Genomic DNA, 12,327 nt, shown 5'->3' with positions numbered 1-12,327 from the left:
GCTGTCGCGGGAAAGACCGTCATGCGCGTCGCCATCGTCGAGAATACCGAAGTCACGCATCTGGGCCAGGTCGGCGTCGCGCTGGCCGAGGCGGGGGCGCTTCTCGACATCTGGCGGCCCTGGGCGGACGGGCGGCTGCCCGAGGACATGGGGCGCTACGCGGGTCTTGTCGTCTTCGGTGGCGAGCAGAGCGCGCTTGACGACCACACCCACCCCTACCTCCCGCGCCTTGCCGGGATGATGCGGGCCTATGGCGAGGGCGGCGGGCCGGTGCTGGGGATCTGCCTCGGCAGCCAGCTTCTGGCGCGGGCCTACGGCGCGGCGAACCGGCTGGGCGTGGCCCGCGAATTCGGCTGGCACGAGGTCAGGCCCACTGCCGAGGGCCGGGCCGATCCGCTGCTGGCCGATCTTCCGGACGGCTTTCCGATCTTCCAGTGGCATTCGGACACGTTCGACCTGCCCGAGGGCGCGGTGCGCCTTGCCCAGAACGGGGCGGTGACCAACCAGGGCTTCCGCATCGGCCGCGCCGCCTATGCCACCCAGTTCCATTTCGAGGCGAACCGCGCCGTGGTGGAGGCGTGGAACCGCGATTTTGCAGACGCGGTCGAGGCGCGTCACCCCGGTTGGCTTTCGGCATTCGAGGGGATTGCCGCCGATCGCGCACCCGCCGCCGACGCGGCCGGCCTCGCCATCGCGCGGGCCTGGGCGCGGCTGCTCTGACCCCTCAGGCGACCGCGGCGTTGGTGATCGTCGCCAGTTGCCCCCGTGCCCAGAGCCTGAGCACCTTCCAGGCAATCCAGGGGACCAGCGCGCTCGCCCCGGCCAGCGCCGCGGCGCCGGGAAGGGTCCAGATCCCGCCCAGCGTCAGCCAGAGCGAGGCGGTGGCGGCCAGCGGAAAGGTGAAGGCGCCCCAGAAGGGCGAGAACCCCGCCGCGGTCAGCCAACGTACCCGGATCAGCAGCAGGATCAGGATCGCCGCAGCCAGCCCGGCAAAGCCCATGGCCAGCGATTGCAGGTCGAACCCCGCCGCCACCAGCCCGAACAGGGCGGCGGGCGACAGGTGGATCGCCAGCAGCGGGCGCAGCGGCGCCGGCACGCTTTCGCGCCGCGCCTGTTCAAGGCTCGCCCCCCAGATCGCGAGGGCGAGAACGAAGGTGACGATAAAGAGCACCTCGGCCAGTTCGGCGAAGCGCAGGGGCTGGGCGGCAAGTGCCGCCACGATGAAGCCCACGAAGCTCAGGTGCCAGACCGGGGTGACGCGACGCTGTTCGGGCGGACCCTTCAGGAACACGCGCAGCGTGACGACGACGAAAAGAGCGTGCCAGGCCAGGCCGGCAACGAAGACCCCGCGCGCGATCCCTGGCAGATAGGGCCAGAGCGCCACCGACGCCAGGTAGACCGAAAGGCAGAGCGCCGCACCCCCCGCCCGCCCCGGCAGGATCGAGAGATCCTCGGCCATGACCGCGGGGCGGCGGATCAGCTTGACCGCATAGGCGAGCGCCGCGAAGGCCATGAGCCCGGTCACCGCGCCCAGGATCGCCTCTCCGATCTCGGAGGGCCAGTCGAGCCGGACGGAGGCGCGCCGCCAGGCCAGGCCAAGGCCGAACAGGCCGAGGATCACGGGAAATATCGCCGGCGGCGTGCGCCGGAACAGGCCCGGGGGCACCGGTCTGGGGGGATGGAAGGCCATGGTTCTGCCTGCTCTGTTCGGGTGCCGGGCTGCGCCGGCTTTGCTGCCTCGCGCGGACTGTGCCGATTTCGGCGCCCTTTGGCGAGGGCGAAATCGCGCGGCGCAGGCTTTTTTTGCCACGGGCGGCAGCCGGGCCACGTCGGGCGCCGCCCCCATGCGCGGGCCATGCCCACTGGACAATGCCGCCTGAAGGCGCCAAGACGCAGGCAGCACCCCGGCCCGGAGACGACATGCGCGACGTCCATCGCCCGCTTCTGGCAGCCCTCTGGATGATGGGTTCGGTCACGGGCTTCTCACTGATCGCGGTGTCCGGGCGCGAGATCGCGGGCGCCCTCAACCCGCCGGAGATGATGCTCTACCGCTCGCTCATCGGGGCGGTCCTCGTCATCGCCTATGCGGTCTGGTCGGGCCGGACGGGCGATATCACGACCGAGCGGCTGGGCATCCACGCGCTGCGCAACGCCATCCACTTCGCCGGGCAGAACCTCTGGCTTTACGCGCTGGCGCTGATCCCGCTGGCGCAGCTTTTCGCGGTCGAGTTCTCGGCCCCGCTGATGGTCGCGCTGGCCGCGCCGCTCCTGCTGGGGGAGCGGATGACGGCGACCAAGATCGTCTCCGCGGGCTTGGGCTTTGCCGGCATCCTGATCGTCGCGCGCCCGTTCTCCGAGGCGGGCGCCGGCGCGGGCATCCTGCTGGCGCTGGCCTCGGCGGTGGGATTTGCCGGCAGCATGATCGTGACCAAGCGGCTGACCCGGCGGGTCACCGTCGTCGGCATCCTGTTCTGGCTGACGATCATGCAAAGCGGCTTTGCGCTGGCGCTGGCGGGATGGGACGGGCGGATCGCGGTGCCCGGCGCGGCCGAGGCGCCCTGGGTCGCGGTCATGGGCATCGGCGGGATCGTCGCCCACATGGGCCTGACCAAGGCGCTCTCGCTCGCCCCGGCCACCATCGTGGTGCCGGTCGACTTCCTGCGCCTGCCGGTGATCGCGGTCGTCGGCATGCTGGTCTATGCCGAACCGCTCGACCTGTGGGTGTTCGTGGGTGGCGCGATCATCTTCGGCGCCAATTGGCTCAACCTCTCGGCGAGCGCCGCAGGCGCCCGGACCCCCGCCAAGGTGTGATTCAAAAGCCCGGATCGGCCAAAAAATGTAACGCCACGTCACAGAACGTTCACGCAACGTCAATCGTTGACGTAAAGTCTGCGACAAATAACCGTGAGGCCGGGTTCTGGAGGAGGAACAATGCAGGCGAGGTTCATCTGCCTTCTGGCGGGCGTTTCGGGCGTAGCGACGGGTGCAACCGCTGGAGGAGTGGAGCGGTCCCCCAACTCGGTCTCGATCCTGTTCGAACAGGGCAATTACGCGGAAGTCACACTGGGCTACGGCAGCCCCGATGTCAGCGGCTCGGCCTTCGGCGGCGCCTCGGGCGACATGCTGTCGGGCTATCTGACCTATTCCCTCGGGATCAAGCAGGCGCTGAGCGAAAAGCTCGACCTTGCCATCATCCTGAACGAGCCGATCGGGGCGGACATCGACTATCCGACCGGCACCGGCTATGTGCTTCAGGGCACCACCGCCAACCTTCAGGCGGCCGCGGTCACCGCGCTCTTGCGCTACAAGCTGCCCAGCAACGTCTCGGTCTACGGCGGCCTCAGGGCCGAACAGGCCAAGGGCGATGTCACCATCGTCGCGCCGCTTCTGGGGATCCCGTCCTACAACCTCGCGACCGACCGCGTGACCGACTGGGGTTACATCGTCGGCGCGGCCTGGGAAAAGCCCGAGATCGCGGCCCGCGTGGCGCTGACCTATGTCTCCTCGATCACCCACACGCTGCAATCGACCGAGAACGGCTTTGCCACCGGCTCCTTCGAAACCGAGGTGCCGCAGTCGCTCAACCTCGAATTCCAGACCGGCGTCGCCGCGAACACGCTGCTGTTCGGCTCGATCCGCTGGCAGGAATGGTCGGCCTTCGACATCAGCCCGGCGGCCTATATCGGCATCGTCGGCTCACCGCTGGTCTCCTACCAGTCCGACCGGATCACCTACAACCTCGGCATCGGGCGCAAGTTCAGCGAGACATGGTCGGGCGCGATCACGCTGGGGTATGAGCCGTCGAACGGCGACATCACCGGCAACCTCGGCCCCGTGGACGGGTTCAAGAGCATCGGGGTCGCGGCCAGCTACACGCACGACAACATCAAGATCACCGGCGGCGTCAGCTATTTCGATATCGGTGACACCACCACGACGATCGGGGCGAACTTCACCGACAACACGGCGATCGCCGCGGGCGTGCGCGTCGGCGTCAGCTTCTGAGAACCGGAGGCCGGGCACGCAAGAAATTGCGTGAAACTTCCCCCGCCGCCCGCTAGGAACGGGCGAAACGGAACGGGTGGCGGGGCATGATCTACCGGACGGCGGACGAATGGCTTGGCGCCGAGGAGAAGCGGGTGCTTCTGTTCGGCATGTCGGGGCTGGGCAAGACCCATGTCTCCAACATGCTGCGCCACGGCGGGGCGTGGTTCCAGTACTCGATCGACTACCGCATCGGCACCCGCTACATGGGCGAGCACATCGCCGACAACTTCAAGCGCGAAGCGATGAAGGTGCCGCTCCTGCGCAAGCTCCTGATGACGGATTCGGTGCGCATCAGTTCCAACATCACCTTCAACAACCTCGCCCCGCTCTCGACCTATCTCGGCAAGCCGGGCGATGCCGCGAAGGGCGGCCTGCCCTTCGCCGAATACGCGCGCCGGCAGGACCAGCACCGCGCCGCCGAGATCGCGGCGCTGCACGACACCGGCCACTTCGCCCGCCGCGCGCACGAACTTTATGGCTATCCGAACTTCGTCTGCGACTCGGGCGGCTCGATCTGCGAGGTGGTGGACCCGGATGACCCCGCCGACCCGGTCTTGCGCGACCTCGCCGACACGGTGCTGATGATCTGGATCCGGGGCGACGACTCGCACCGGGCGGAACTGGTTCGCCGCTTCGACCGCGACCCCAAGCCGATCTATTACCAACCCGAATTCCTGGCCCGCGTCTGGTCGGACTATCTTGCGCATGAGGGCAAGCCCGCGGACCGGGTCGACCCCGACGGCTTTCTGCGCTTTGCCTATGCGCGGCTGCTGGATCACCGCCAGCCGCGCTACCAGGCGATGGCGAAGAACTGGGGGATCGAGGTCGCGGCGGAAAGCGTGGCCAGCCTGCGCTCGCCCGCGGATTTCATTGACCTCGTGGCCCGGGGGCTTGAGCAGCGCCGCTGAACCGCCTATCCCGGCGGTCCGAAAGGAGACCTCAGATGCCGATCACCCTGCCCCGCAGCCTGCCCGCCTTCGATGTGCTGTCGAAGGAAGGCGTCATGGTGATGGCGCCCGAGCGTGCGGCGCATCAGGACATCCGGCCGATCCGCATCGGGCTTCTCAACCTGATGCCGAAGAAGATCCAGACCGAGAACCAGTTCGCCCGGCTGATCGGGGCCTCGCCCCTGCAGATCGACTTCCGCCTGATCCGGATGAGCGAGCACCAGACGAAGAACACCGCCGCCGAACACATGGCGGAGTTCTACCGCCCCTTCCAGGAGGTCAAGCACGAGAAGTTCGATGGCCTCGTCATCACCGGCGCGCCGATCGAGCATCTGCCGTTCGAGGAGGTGACCTACTGGGACGAGCTGCGCGAGGTGATGGACTGGACCCAGACCAACGTGCATTCCACCTTCGGCATCTGCTGGGGCGGCATGGCGATGATCTACCATTTCCACGGCGTCAGGAAGCACATGCTGGACCACAAGGCCTTCGGCTGCTTCCGCCAGAAGAACCTCGCCCCCGCCTCGCCCTACCTGCGCGGGTTCTCGGACGATTTCGTGATCCCGGTCAGCCGCTGGACCGAGGTCCGGCAGGAAGAGATCGACGCGGCACCGGGGCTTCGCACGCTGCTGGGCTCCGACGAGGTCGGCCCCTGCCTGGTCGAGGATCCGGGCCACCGCGCGCTCTACATCTTCAACCACTTCGAATACGACAGCGATACGCTGAAGCAGGAATACGACCGCGACGTGGCGGGTGGCACGCCGATCAACGTGCCGCTGAACTACTACCCCGACGACGATCCGACGCAGGCGCCGCTCAACCGCTGGCGCAGCCACGCGCATCTTCTGTTCGGCAACTGGGTCAGCGAGATCTACCTGACCACGCCCTTCGACATGAACCGGATCGGCCAGGAAAGCACCGACTGGCGCGGCTAGGGCCGATTGCAACGCGCCGCGCGATCGCCATACTGGCCGCACAGGAACGGAGATCCAGCCATGGCCAAGTCCGACAAGGCAACCCCCGAGGCCGCCCCCGCCGGAGATACCCCCGCCAAGGACACCCCAGCCGGCGCCATCCCGTTCGTGGGCGACATCACCAAGTTCCTCGAGACCGAGGCACCCGCCGACATCCGCAAGGCAATCGCGGCGGCGGGCCGCAAGGACATCCTGTCGGACAGCTACCCCTATGACCGGGAGATGAAGGACAAGGACTACGACGCCCACATGGACCTTCTCCAGATCGAACTGGTGAAGATGCTCCATGACCTGCGCACCACCGGAAAGCGGCTTTGCGTCCTTTTCGAGGGGCGCGATGCGGCCGGCAAGGGCGGCGCCATCGAACGGATGCGCGAAAACCTCAACCCCCGCGCCGCCTATATCGTCGCCCTGCCGAAGCCGACCGAGCGCGAGGCGACGCAGTGGTATTTCCAGCGCTACATCGACTGGCTGCCGGCGGCGGGCGAGATCGCGCTGTTCGACCGCTCCTGGTACAATCGCGGCGTGGTGGAACATGTGTTCGGCTTCTGCACGCCCGGCCAGCGCAAGCTCTTCTTCCGCCAGCTTCCCGATTTCGAGCGGATGCTGATCGACGAGGGGATCACGCTGGTCAAGCTGTGGCTGAACGTCGGGCGCGCGGAACAGCTGCGCCGGTTCCTCGACCGCGAAAGCGACCCGCTGAAGCAATGGAAGCTCAGCTGGATCGACGTCGAGGGGCTGAAGCGGTGGGACGCCTACACCGCCGCGATCCGCGAGACGCTGGACAAGTCGCATTCCAAGGCCGCGCCCTGGACGGTGATCCGCGCCGACGACAAGGCACGCGCGCGCATCGCCGCGATCCAGACGGTGCTGCACGCGGTCGACTACGCCGGACGCGACCGCAATTCCATCGGCAAGGTTGACCGCAAGATCTGCGGCGGGCCCGACATCCTGAATGGCTAAGCAGGGCTATCACCACGGCAACCTGCGCCAGGCACTGATCGAGGCGGCGCTGCGCCTGATCGAGCAGCAGGGGCCGCAGGGCTTCACGCTGTCGGACGCGGCGAAGTCGGCCGGGGTGACGCCGGCCGCCGTCTACCGCCACTTCGCCGGCCGCGACGACCTGATCGCGGAATGCGCGCGCCAGGGCTTTGCCATCTTCGGCGACCTGATGGAACACGCCTACAACGACGGCAAGCCCACCGCGCTGCGCGCCTTCGAGGCAACGGGGCGCGCCTACCTCGCCTTCGCGCGCAAGTTCCCGGGCCACTACATGGCGATGTTCGAAAGCGGCATATCGCTCACCTCCGACCCGACGCTGGCGCGGGCGGCGGAACGCGCGCGCGGCGTCCTTCTGCGCGCGGCCGAGGAACTGACGCGCCAGCTTCCCCCCAACCGCCGCCCGCCCGCCGCGATGTTCGCCGCACATATCTGGGCGCTCAGCCACGGTGTCGTGGAGCTTTTCGCCCGCGGCAGCCCCGGCACCCGCTCCCCCTTCTCGCCCGAGGATCTGCTTGAGGCCGGGATCGGCATCTACCTGCGCGGGCTTGGCCTCGTCCCGGCGGACGGCTGAGCGTCAGACGGGGATACCGGCTGGCGGATTGTCGAGAAGTCGCGCCAGCGTGGCGATTGCGGTGACAAACCGCGCCTCCTCCACCTCGCCGTCCAGCGCGATGCGCACGGCGTTGGGCGCGTGGCCGTCGACCAGCGCGTATTCGTCCGCCGACCGGATCAGCACGCCCGCCGCCTCGGCCTCGCGCGCGAAGGTGGAGCCGCGCCAGCCGCGCGGCAGCGGCAGCCAGACGAAGCTGAGCCCCTTCTGCCAGCGCAATTCGTGCCGGCCGAGCGAATTGAGCAGCAATTCCAGCCGCCGTGCAAAGACCACCTGCCCGGCATCGCGCAACCGCGCCGCCTCGCCCGAGGTGAACAGCCTCAGCGTGATCTGCGCGATCGGCAGGGCGAGGCCGAAGAAGGAATGCTGCGCCGCGATCCGCCCGGATTCGCCGTAGCCCGTGGGGCAGACGATGGCGCCCACCCGGAGGCCCGGCGCCACCGCCTTCGACAGCGAGGTGACATACCAGGTACGGTCGGGCGCAAGCGCCCGGATCGCCGGCGCCGAGGGTTCGGCGACCGAATAGCAGTCGTCCTCGATGATGTGGAGGTCATGCAGCGCCGCGATCTCGGCGATGCGGCGGCGGCGCGCCATGCTCATGCGGCCGGCGGTGGGGTTCTGCGCCTCGGGCGTCACGCACAAAAGCCGCGCCCCGGTGCGCCGGCAGGCCGCATCCAGCGCCTCGGGCACGATCCCCTCGGCGTCGAGCGGCACCGCCACCGCCTCGGCCCGATTGAGCCGCGCGGCGCGACGAAAGCCCGGGAAGGCCAGTTCCTCGCACAGGACCGCAGGACGCTCGCCGCGCAGGCAGCACTGCATGACCAGGCCGACCGCGTTCTGCCCGCCATGGGTCAGCACGATGTCGTCGGCGTCGAAACTGCCGAGCGCGCGATCGCCCAGCCAGTCGGCGAAGGCACGCCTGAGCGGCAGGTCGCGGCGGTTGGTGGGATAGCCGCGCCAGTCGCAGCCGTCCCGCGCGATGTCGGTCAGGATGCGCGCGAAGGCCTGGGAATGACCGGCCTCGGGCAGTTGCGGCGCGCGCAGGTCGACCGGCCCCTCGGCCCGTTCGGGCACCGGCGGCGCGTCGGTGAACAAGGGCTGCGTCGGGCCCAGCCGGGGATTGCGGGCGGCGACAAAGGTGCCACGGCCCACCACCGCCTCCAGCAGCCCGTCCTGTGTGGCGATCTGGTAGGCGCGCGCCACCGTCCCGGGCGTGATCCCGAGTTGCCAGGCAAGCTCGCGCACGGGTGGCAGGCGTCCCCCTTCGGGCAGGTCGCCCGAGCGCACCGCCGCCCGCAGCGCGTGGCTCAGCGCCAGATACTTCGGACCTGCGAATTGTTCCAGGTCGGGCTGCCAGTTGATCGTCATGCCGCCCCCTTTGTATCCATCACAATGTTTCGATGGACGGCATTGTGGCCCTATTGTAACCATATGTCTACTGGAATCTTCCGATTGTACCAACACAAGTGATCCCGCCATGACCGATCTGGCACATACCACCCGCAGCGCGCCGCATGCATCCGGCAGCCTGGCCGCCCGGATCGTGACCTTCGTGCGCACCGCCTCTCTGCGGCGCAGGACGCGGCTCGATCTGGCCCGGCTCGACAGCCGGCTCCTGCGCGACATCGGCCTTGATCCGATGTCGGCGCAACACGAAAGCTCCCGCCATTTCTGGCAGGATTGAGGTCGTCCACAACCATCCCCTGTGGGACCTCTTCCAACTGGCCGGGCATCTGCCCGGCCATTTTTTTCTCAGCTTATGACGGATTCGACCGCGATCGCCCGCTTCTTCAGTTCGGCGTAAAGCGCGGGCACCACGCGGCTCTGGTTCACGGCGTTGCGCAAGGCCTCGCCGATGATCCCGTCGCTGACCGAGGATCGCACGCGCCAGACCATCCGCCGCGCCACCCCGTCGTCATAAACAATCTCGACCCCGCCGCCACGATGCTGGCGCAGGCCAAGGAAATCGAAGCCTCCGGAGGAGCTGTGGTAGGTTCTCTGCATGGGCATTTTCTGCTCGTTTTCTGCCTCTGGTCAGAAGGATGGGTGCGGATCCGTTGCGCGTCAACCGTGTCGGCACAATTCCCGTCACAATTCGCGGTGAGCGAGTCGCTGCGGCAACAGGGGCCGGTTCTTGACCCCGCCCGCGCCCGGTGCGAGGGTCGGGCACCAAACGACAGGTGACCCATGCCCCGCCTTCAGGACGCCCTGGACGCCATCGACGCCGCGAACGCCAATGACCCCGACCGGAGCGAGGGCCGCCCCGCCGCCCTGCTCTACGGCGAGCGGATGAGCGCGGAGCTTGACCGGCTGTTCCCTGATGCTGCCGACGTGCTGAAGATCGCCGCGCGCGGGCAGCACATCGAACGCTGGACCTCGCCCCGCGCCTCCTATCCCGAGGGGCGCGAGGGCTACCTGGCCTGGCGCCGCGACCTTGGTGCCTTCCACGCCCGCAGGGTGGGCGAGATCATGCGCGCCGCCGGCTACGGCGAGGAGGAGGCCCTGCGCGCCGGCGCGCTCCTGCGCAAGGAGGGGATCAAGCGCGACCTCGAAGTTCAGGCGCTCGAGGACGTGATCTGCTTTGTCTTCCTGCGCTGGTACTTCTCCCCCTTTGCCGAGAGGCGCGACCCCGAGGGCCTCAGGCGCATCGTCGAGAAGACCGCCCGCAAGATGTCGGCCGAGGGCCGGGCGCGCGCGCTTAGCGAATTCGACCTGCCCGAAACGCTGGCAGGCGCCTTCCGCGCCTGAGGCGGGACGCGGCAGCAAACTGGCGCAAATTCCGGCAGTTCCGACAGATTGTTACCCTCTTGTCACGAAACCCGGTCAAATCGCGGCACATTTCCGCGCGCTGCTTGGTGGCGGCCCGAAATTGCCGCAAAATCCCTTGACGATGCCGGTTTCGGGCCATATCTGCGCCGCGCCCGGACCGGACGATGAAAGACGGCACGGGTGAGGCAGGCAACGACAGATGGGAAGGGCCATCATGGACAAGACCCCGCAGATGTCTTCGGGCACGGGCAAGGAAGACAAGACCGGCCAGGCCGGGGCGGAACCCCGCCAGATGGCGCAGGACGCGCCGCGACGCCGCCCCCAGGCCGGAGAGCCGCAGGAGGCGCCGCGCATGGGCGACACCCCGATCATCACCGACTGGGCCTCGATCTGAGGCTTTCACGCCGGCGCGGCGGCGCCTAGACTGGGGCGGATGAACCGCCCCTTGCCCCCGCTCCGGCCGACATGACGCGTCCCGTATCCTCCATCCCCAACCTCGGCCCCGCGACCGAGGCAGCCTTTGCCAAGGCCGGCATCCATTCCGCCGAGGAGATCGAGGCGATGGGCGCCGATGCCGCCTATGAGCGGCTGCTGCAGGCGGGCACGCCACCCCATTTCATCGGCTACTACGTCATCGTGATGGGCCTTCAGGGCCGTCCCTGGAACGACTGCCGGGGCGAGGAGAAGGCGCGCCTGCGGGTCCGCTTCGATGCGATCAAGGCACGCGTCGCGGCCCGGCCCGCGCGCGCCGCGACCGACGCGCGGTTCGAGGCGGCGATGGATGTGATCGGCCTCAGGCCGGCGCGCTGAAGCGGCACTCCGCCTCGAAGGCGCCGCGCAGCACGGCCTCGGCCCGCTGGCGGTTGAGGAAGGGCGCGCAGGTAAGAAGCTGGCAGGCCAGGCCGTCCTCGATCGCGAACAGCCGGATTGCCGTCGCCTCGGGGTCGGGAAGCCGCCAGGGGCCCGCGGCCAGCACGCGCGCCATGTCCTCGAAATAGCGGTTCTGCACGCGGGCGAAGGCGGCCGCCATGTCCGCGTCCTCGCAACTCATGTCCCAGGCGTCGGACCAGCGCTGCCAGGCCCGCGCAGAGCGCGGATCAAAGGCCTGCGAAAGCCAGGTCTCGATCACCAGTTCCGAATTCACGCCGACCGGATAGACCTCGTCGATCATCCGGTTCTCGACCCGTTCGTAGGCTTGCGCGCGCAGCGCCGGCCAGGCGCAGAGCCGCGACAGATCCCGCGTCGTGATCCCCAGCCTTTCGGCCACGTGGCGGGCGCGCAGCGGCTTCAACCCGCGCCGGACGATCTCGTCCATGGTGGCGACGATCGCCTGTTCGTGCGGGTTGATCCCCGCCTCCGGCGCCCCCGCGCTGAATATCATGTCCGCCATCGGCCCGAACCACCGTCGCACCGCCAGAAGCCCGGCGGCAGGGCAGCACGATCCTAGCGCAGATGCCGCACCGGGCAAGCCCTGGCGGCCATCCTGCGATCACAAATGAGAAAGGCCCGCGCCGCTGAGCGGAGCGCGGGCCTGAGAATTGCCGGATCGACCGGTCAGCCGACCAGTTCGAGGCCCGAGAAGAAATAGGCGATCTCGACCGCGGCGGTGTCCGGCCCGTCCGACCCGTGGACCGAGTTTTCCCCGATCGAGAGCGCGAATTCCTTGCGGATCGTGCCGTCGGCGGCCTGCGCCGGGTTGGTCGCGCCCATCACTTCGCGGTTCTTCGCGATCGCATCCTCGCCTTGGAGGACCTGCACCACGATCGGCTCGGACGACATGAAGGTGCACAGTTCGTCATAGAAGGGGCGTTCCTTGTGGACGCCGTAGAACACGCCCGCCTGTGCCTTGGTCAGGTGGATGCGCTTCTGCGCGACGATGCGCAGGCCCGCGGCCTCCAGCTTGGCGTTGATGGCGCCGGTCAGGTTGCGCCGCGTCGCGTCGGGCTTGATGATCGAGAAGGTGCGTTGGATGGCCATG

At 68.4% G+C, this 12,327-nt stretch carries 16 protein-coding genes; 11 read left to right on the top strand and 5 right to left on the bottom strand.

Features of this window, described 5'->3' with window-relative positions:
- The first annotated feature begins 21 nt into the window (after positions 1-21).
- Positions 22-720 carry a type 1 glutamine amidotransferase gene (locus N5I32_RS03960; RefSeq protein ID WP_261494093.1) on the top strand — a complete coding sequence of 233 codons (699 nt, stop codon included), beginning with the start codon at positions 22-24 and terminating at the stop codon, positions 718-720.
- Between the two features lie 4 nt (positions 721-724).
- Here N5I32_RS03960 and N5I32_RS03955 read toward each other — a convergent pair whose 3' ends face one another.
- A complete protein-coding gene (locus N5I32_RS03955) occupies positions 725-1,690 on the bottom strand; it encodes a TDT family transporter (RefSeq protein ID WP_261494092.1) in 966 nt (321 codons plus the stop codon).
- Positions 1,691-1,920: 230 nt separating this feature from the next.
- Here N5I32_RS03955 and N5I32_RS03950 point away from each other — a divergent pair, with 230 nt between their 5' ends.
- The 6 genes from N5I32_RS03950 to N5I32_RS03925 all read left to right on the top strand — a co-directional run bounded on the left by N5I32_RS03950 (position 1,921) and on the right by N5I32_RS03925 (position 7,541).
- Complete coding sequence (locus N5I32_RS03950) at positions 1,921-2,811, top strand: DMT family transporter (RefSeq protein WP_261494091.1); 891 nt, start codon at positions 1,921-1,923, stop codon at positions 2,809-2,811.
- A 120-nt stretch (positions 2,812-2,931) separates the two neighbouring features.
- Entirely contained in the window at positions 2,932-4,005 is a 1,074-nt protein-coding gene (locus N5I32_RS03945; protein ID WP_261494090.1) for a hypothetical protein, read from the top strand.
- An 86-nt stretch (positions 4,006-4,091) separates the two neighbouring features.
- The gene (locus N5I32_RS03940) at positions 4,092-4,955 is read left to right on the top strand and encodes an ATPase (protein WP_261494089.1); all 864 of its coding nucleotides are present in this window, start codon (positions 4,092-4,094) and stop codon (positions 4,953-4,955) included.
- A gap of 35 nt (positions 4,956-4,990) precedes the next feature.
- Positions 4,991-5,929: a homoserine O-acetyltransferase MetA gene (metA, locus tag N5I32_RS03935; protein WP_261494088.1), complete on the top strand. Its 939-nt coding sequence runs from the start codon at positions 4,991-4,993 to the stop codon at positions 5,927-5,929.
- A 60-nt stretch (positions 5,930-5,989) separates the two neighbouring features.
- Positions 5,990-6,931 (top strand): polyphosphate kinase 2, encoded by a 942-nt coding sequence (gene ppk2, locus N5I32_RS03930; protein ID WP_261494087.1) that lies wholly within the window; start codon positions 5,990-5,992, stop codon positions 6,929-6,931.
- A complete protein-coding gene (locus N5I32_RS03925; RefSeq protein WP_261494086.1) occupies positions 6,924-7,541 on the top strand; it encodes a TetR/AcrR family transcriptional regulator in 618 nt (205 codons plus the stop codon). The genes ppk2 and N5I32_RS03925 overlap by 8 nt, the downstream gene beginning before the upstream one ends.
- Positions 7,542-7,544: 3 nt before the next feature.
- Here N5I32_RS03925 and N5I32_RS03920 read toward each other — a convergent pair whose 3' ends face one another.
- Positions 7,545-8,948, bottom strand: a complete 1,404-nt coding sequence (locus N5I32_RS03920; RefSeq protein WP_261494085.1) for an aminotransferase-like domain-containing protein — start codon at positions 8,946-8,948, stop codon at positions 7,545-7,547.
- Positions 8,949-9,057: 109 nt separating this feature from the next.
- Here N5I32_RS03920 and N5I32_RS03915 point away from each other — a divergent pair, with 109 nt between their 5' ends.
- Positions 9,058-9,264 carry a DUF1127 domain-containing protein gene (locus N5I32_RS03915; RefSeq protein WP_261494084.1) on the top strand — a complete coding sequence of 69 codons (207 nt, stop codon included), beginning with the start codon at positions 9,058-9,060 and terminating at the stop codon, positions 9,262-9,264.
- A 68-nt stretch (positions 9,265-9,332) separates the two neighbouring features.
- On the opposite strand, the gene N5I32_RS03910 is transcribed toward N5I32_RS03915, so the two are convergent.
- The gene (locus tag N5I32_RS03910; RefSeq protein WP_261494083.1) at positions 9,333-9,584 is read right to left on the bottom strand and encodes a hypothetical protein; all 252 of its coding nucleotides are present in this window, start codon (positions 9,582-9,584) and stop codon (positions 9,333-9,335) included.
- A gap of 183 nt (positions 9,585-9,767) precedes the next feature.
- On the opposite strand from N5I32_RS03910, the gene N5I32_RS03905 reads away from it, so the two are divergent.
- The 3 genes from N5I32_RS03905 (at position 9,768) to N5I32_RS03895 (ending at position 11,159) form a co-directional block, all read left to right on the top strand.
- A complete protein-coding gene (locus tag N5I32_RS03905; protein WP_261494082.1) occupies positions 9,768-10,328 on the top strand; it encodes a DUF4202 domain-containing protein in 561 nt (186 codons plus the stop codon).
- Positions 10,329-10,563: 235 nt separating this feature from the next.
- Complete coding sequence (locus N5I32_RS03900) at positions 10,564-10,743, top strand: hypothetical protein (RefSeq protein WP_261494081.1); 180 nt, start codon at positions 10,564-10,566, stop codon at positions 10,741-10,743.
- Positions 10,744-10,814: 71 nt separating this feature from the next.
- A complete protein-coding gene (locus tag N5I32_RS03895) occupies positions 10,815-11,159 on the top strand; it encodes a TfoX/Sxy family protein (RefSeq protein ID WP_261494080.1) in 345 nt (114 codons plus the stop codon).
- Here N5I32_RS03895 and N5I32_RS03890 read toward each other — a convergent pair.
- Both N5I32_RS03890 and ndk read right to left on the bottom strand, forming a co-directional pair.
- Positions 11,143-11,739, bottom strand: coding sequence for a TetR family transcriptional regulator C-terminal domain-containing protein (locus N5I32_RS03890; RefSeq protein WP_261494079.1), 597 nt, complete (start codon positions 11,737-11,739; stop codon positions 11,143-11,145). The two genes, N5I32_RS03895 and N5I32_RS03890, sit on opposite strands and share 17 nt — an antisense overlap.
- Before the next feature lie 164 nt (positions 11,740-11,903).
- Positions 11,904-12,326: a nucleoside-diphosphate kinase gene (gene ndk / locus N5I32_RS03885; protein WP_261494078.1), complete on the bottom strand. Its 423-nt coding sequence runs from the start codon at positions 12,324-12,326 to the stop codon at positions 11,904-11,906.
- Position 12,327: the final 1 nt, after the last annotated feature.

It is taken from the genome of Albidovulum sediminis (assembly GCF_025380365.1).
Lineage (GTDB): Bacteria > Pseudomonadota > Alphaproteobacteria > Rhodobacterales > Rhodobacteraceae > Albidovulum > Albidovulum sediminis.
The sequence above is the reverse complement of the archived record's forward strand: the minus strand, read 5'-3'. Positions and strand labels throughout refer to the sequence as shown.

Excerpts from the sequence above, each read along its gene's own strand:
- N5I32_RS03950 (WP_261494091.1), top strand. The coding sequence starts at position 1,921 with ATGCGCGACGTCCATCGCCCGCTTCTGGCAGCCCTCTGGATGATGGGT.
- N5I32_RS03960 (WP_261494093.1), top strand. The coding sequence starts at position 22 with ATGCGCGTCGCCATCGTCGAGAATACCGAAGTCACGCATCTGGGCCAG.
- N5I32_RS03940 (WP_261494089.1), top strand. The coding sequence starts at position 4,092 with ATGATCTACCGGACGGCGGACGAATGGCTTGGCGCCGAGGAGAAGCGG.
- N5I32_RS03915 (WP_261494084.1), top strand. The coding sequence starts at position 9,058 with ATGACCGATCTGGCACATACCACCCGCAGCGCGCCGCATGCATCCGGC.
- ppk2 (WP_261494087.1), top strand. The coding sequence starts at position 5,990 with ATGGCCAAGTCCGACAAGGCAACCCCCGAGGCCGCCCCCGCCGGAGAT.
- ndk (WP_261494078.1), bottom strand. The coding sequence starts at position 12,326 with ATGGCCATCCAACGCACCTTCTCGATCATCAAGCCCGACGCGACGCGG.
- N5I32_RS03925 (WP_261494086.1), top strand. The coding sequence starts at position 6,924 with ATGGCTAAGCAGGGCTATCACCACGGCAACCTGCGCCAGGCACTGATC.
- N5I32_RS03890 (WP_261494079.1), bottom strand. The coding sequence starts at position 11,739 with ATGGCGGACATGATATTCAGCGCGGGGGCGCCGGAGGCGGGGATCAAC.
- N5I32_RS03905 (WP_261494082.1), top strand. The coding sequence starts at position 9,768 with ATGCCCCGCCTTCAGGACGCCCTGGACGCCATCGACGCCGCGAACGCC.
- N5I32_RS03955 (WP_261494092.1), bottom strand. The coding sequence starts at position 1,690 with ATGGCCTTCCATCCCCCCAGACCGGTGCCCCCGGGCCTGTTCCGGCGC.
- N5I32_RS03900 (WP_261494081.1), top strand. The coding sequence starts at position 10,564 with ATGGACAAGACCCCGCAGATGTCTTCGGGCACGGGCAAGGAAGACAAG.
- N5I32_RS03920 (WP_261494085.1), bottom strand. The coding sequence starts at position 8,948 with ATGACGATCAACTGGCAGCCCGACCTGGAACAATTCGCAGGTCCGAAG.
- N5I32_RS03910 (WP_261494083.1), bottom strand. The coding sequence starts at position 9,584 with ATGCAGAGAACCTACCACAGCTCCTCCGGAGGCTTCGATTTCCTTGGC.
- N5I32_RS03895 (WP_261494080.1), top strand. The coding sequence starts at position 10,815 with ATGACGCGTCCCGTATCCTCCATCCCCAACCTCGGCCCCGCGACCGAG.
- metA (WP_261494088.1), top strand. The coding sequence starts at position 4,991 with ATGCCGATCACCCTGCCCCGCAGCCTGCCCGCCTTCGATGTGCTGTCG.
- N5I32_RS03945 (WP_261494090.1), top strand. The coding sequence starts at position 2,932 with ATGCAGGCGAGGTTCATCTGCCTTCTGGCGGGCGTTTCGGGCGTAGCG.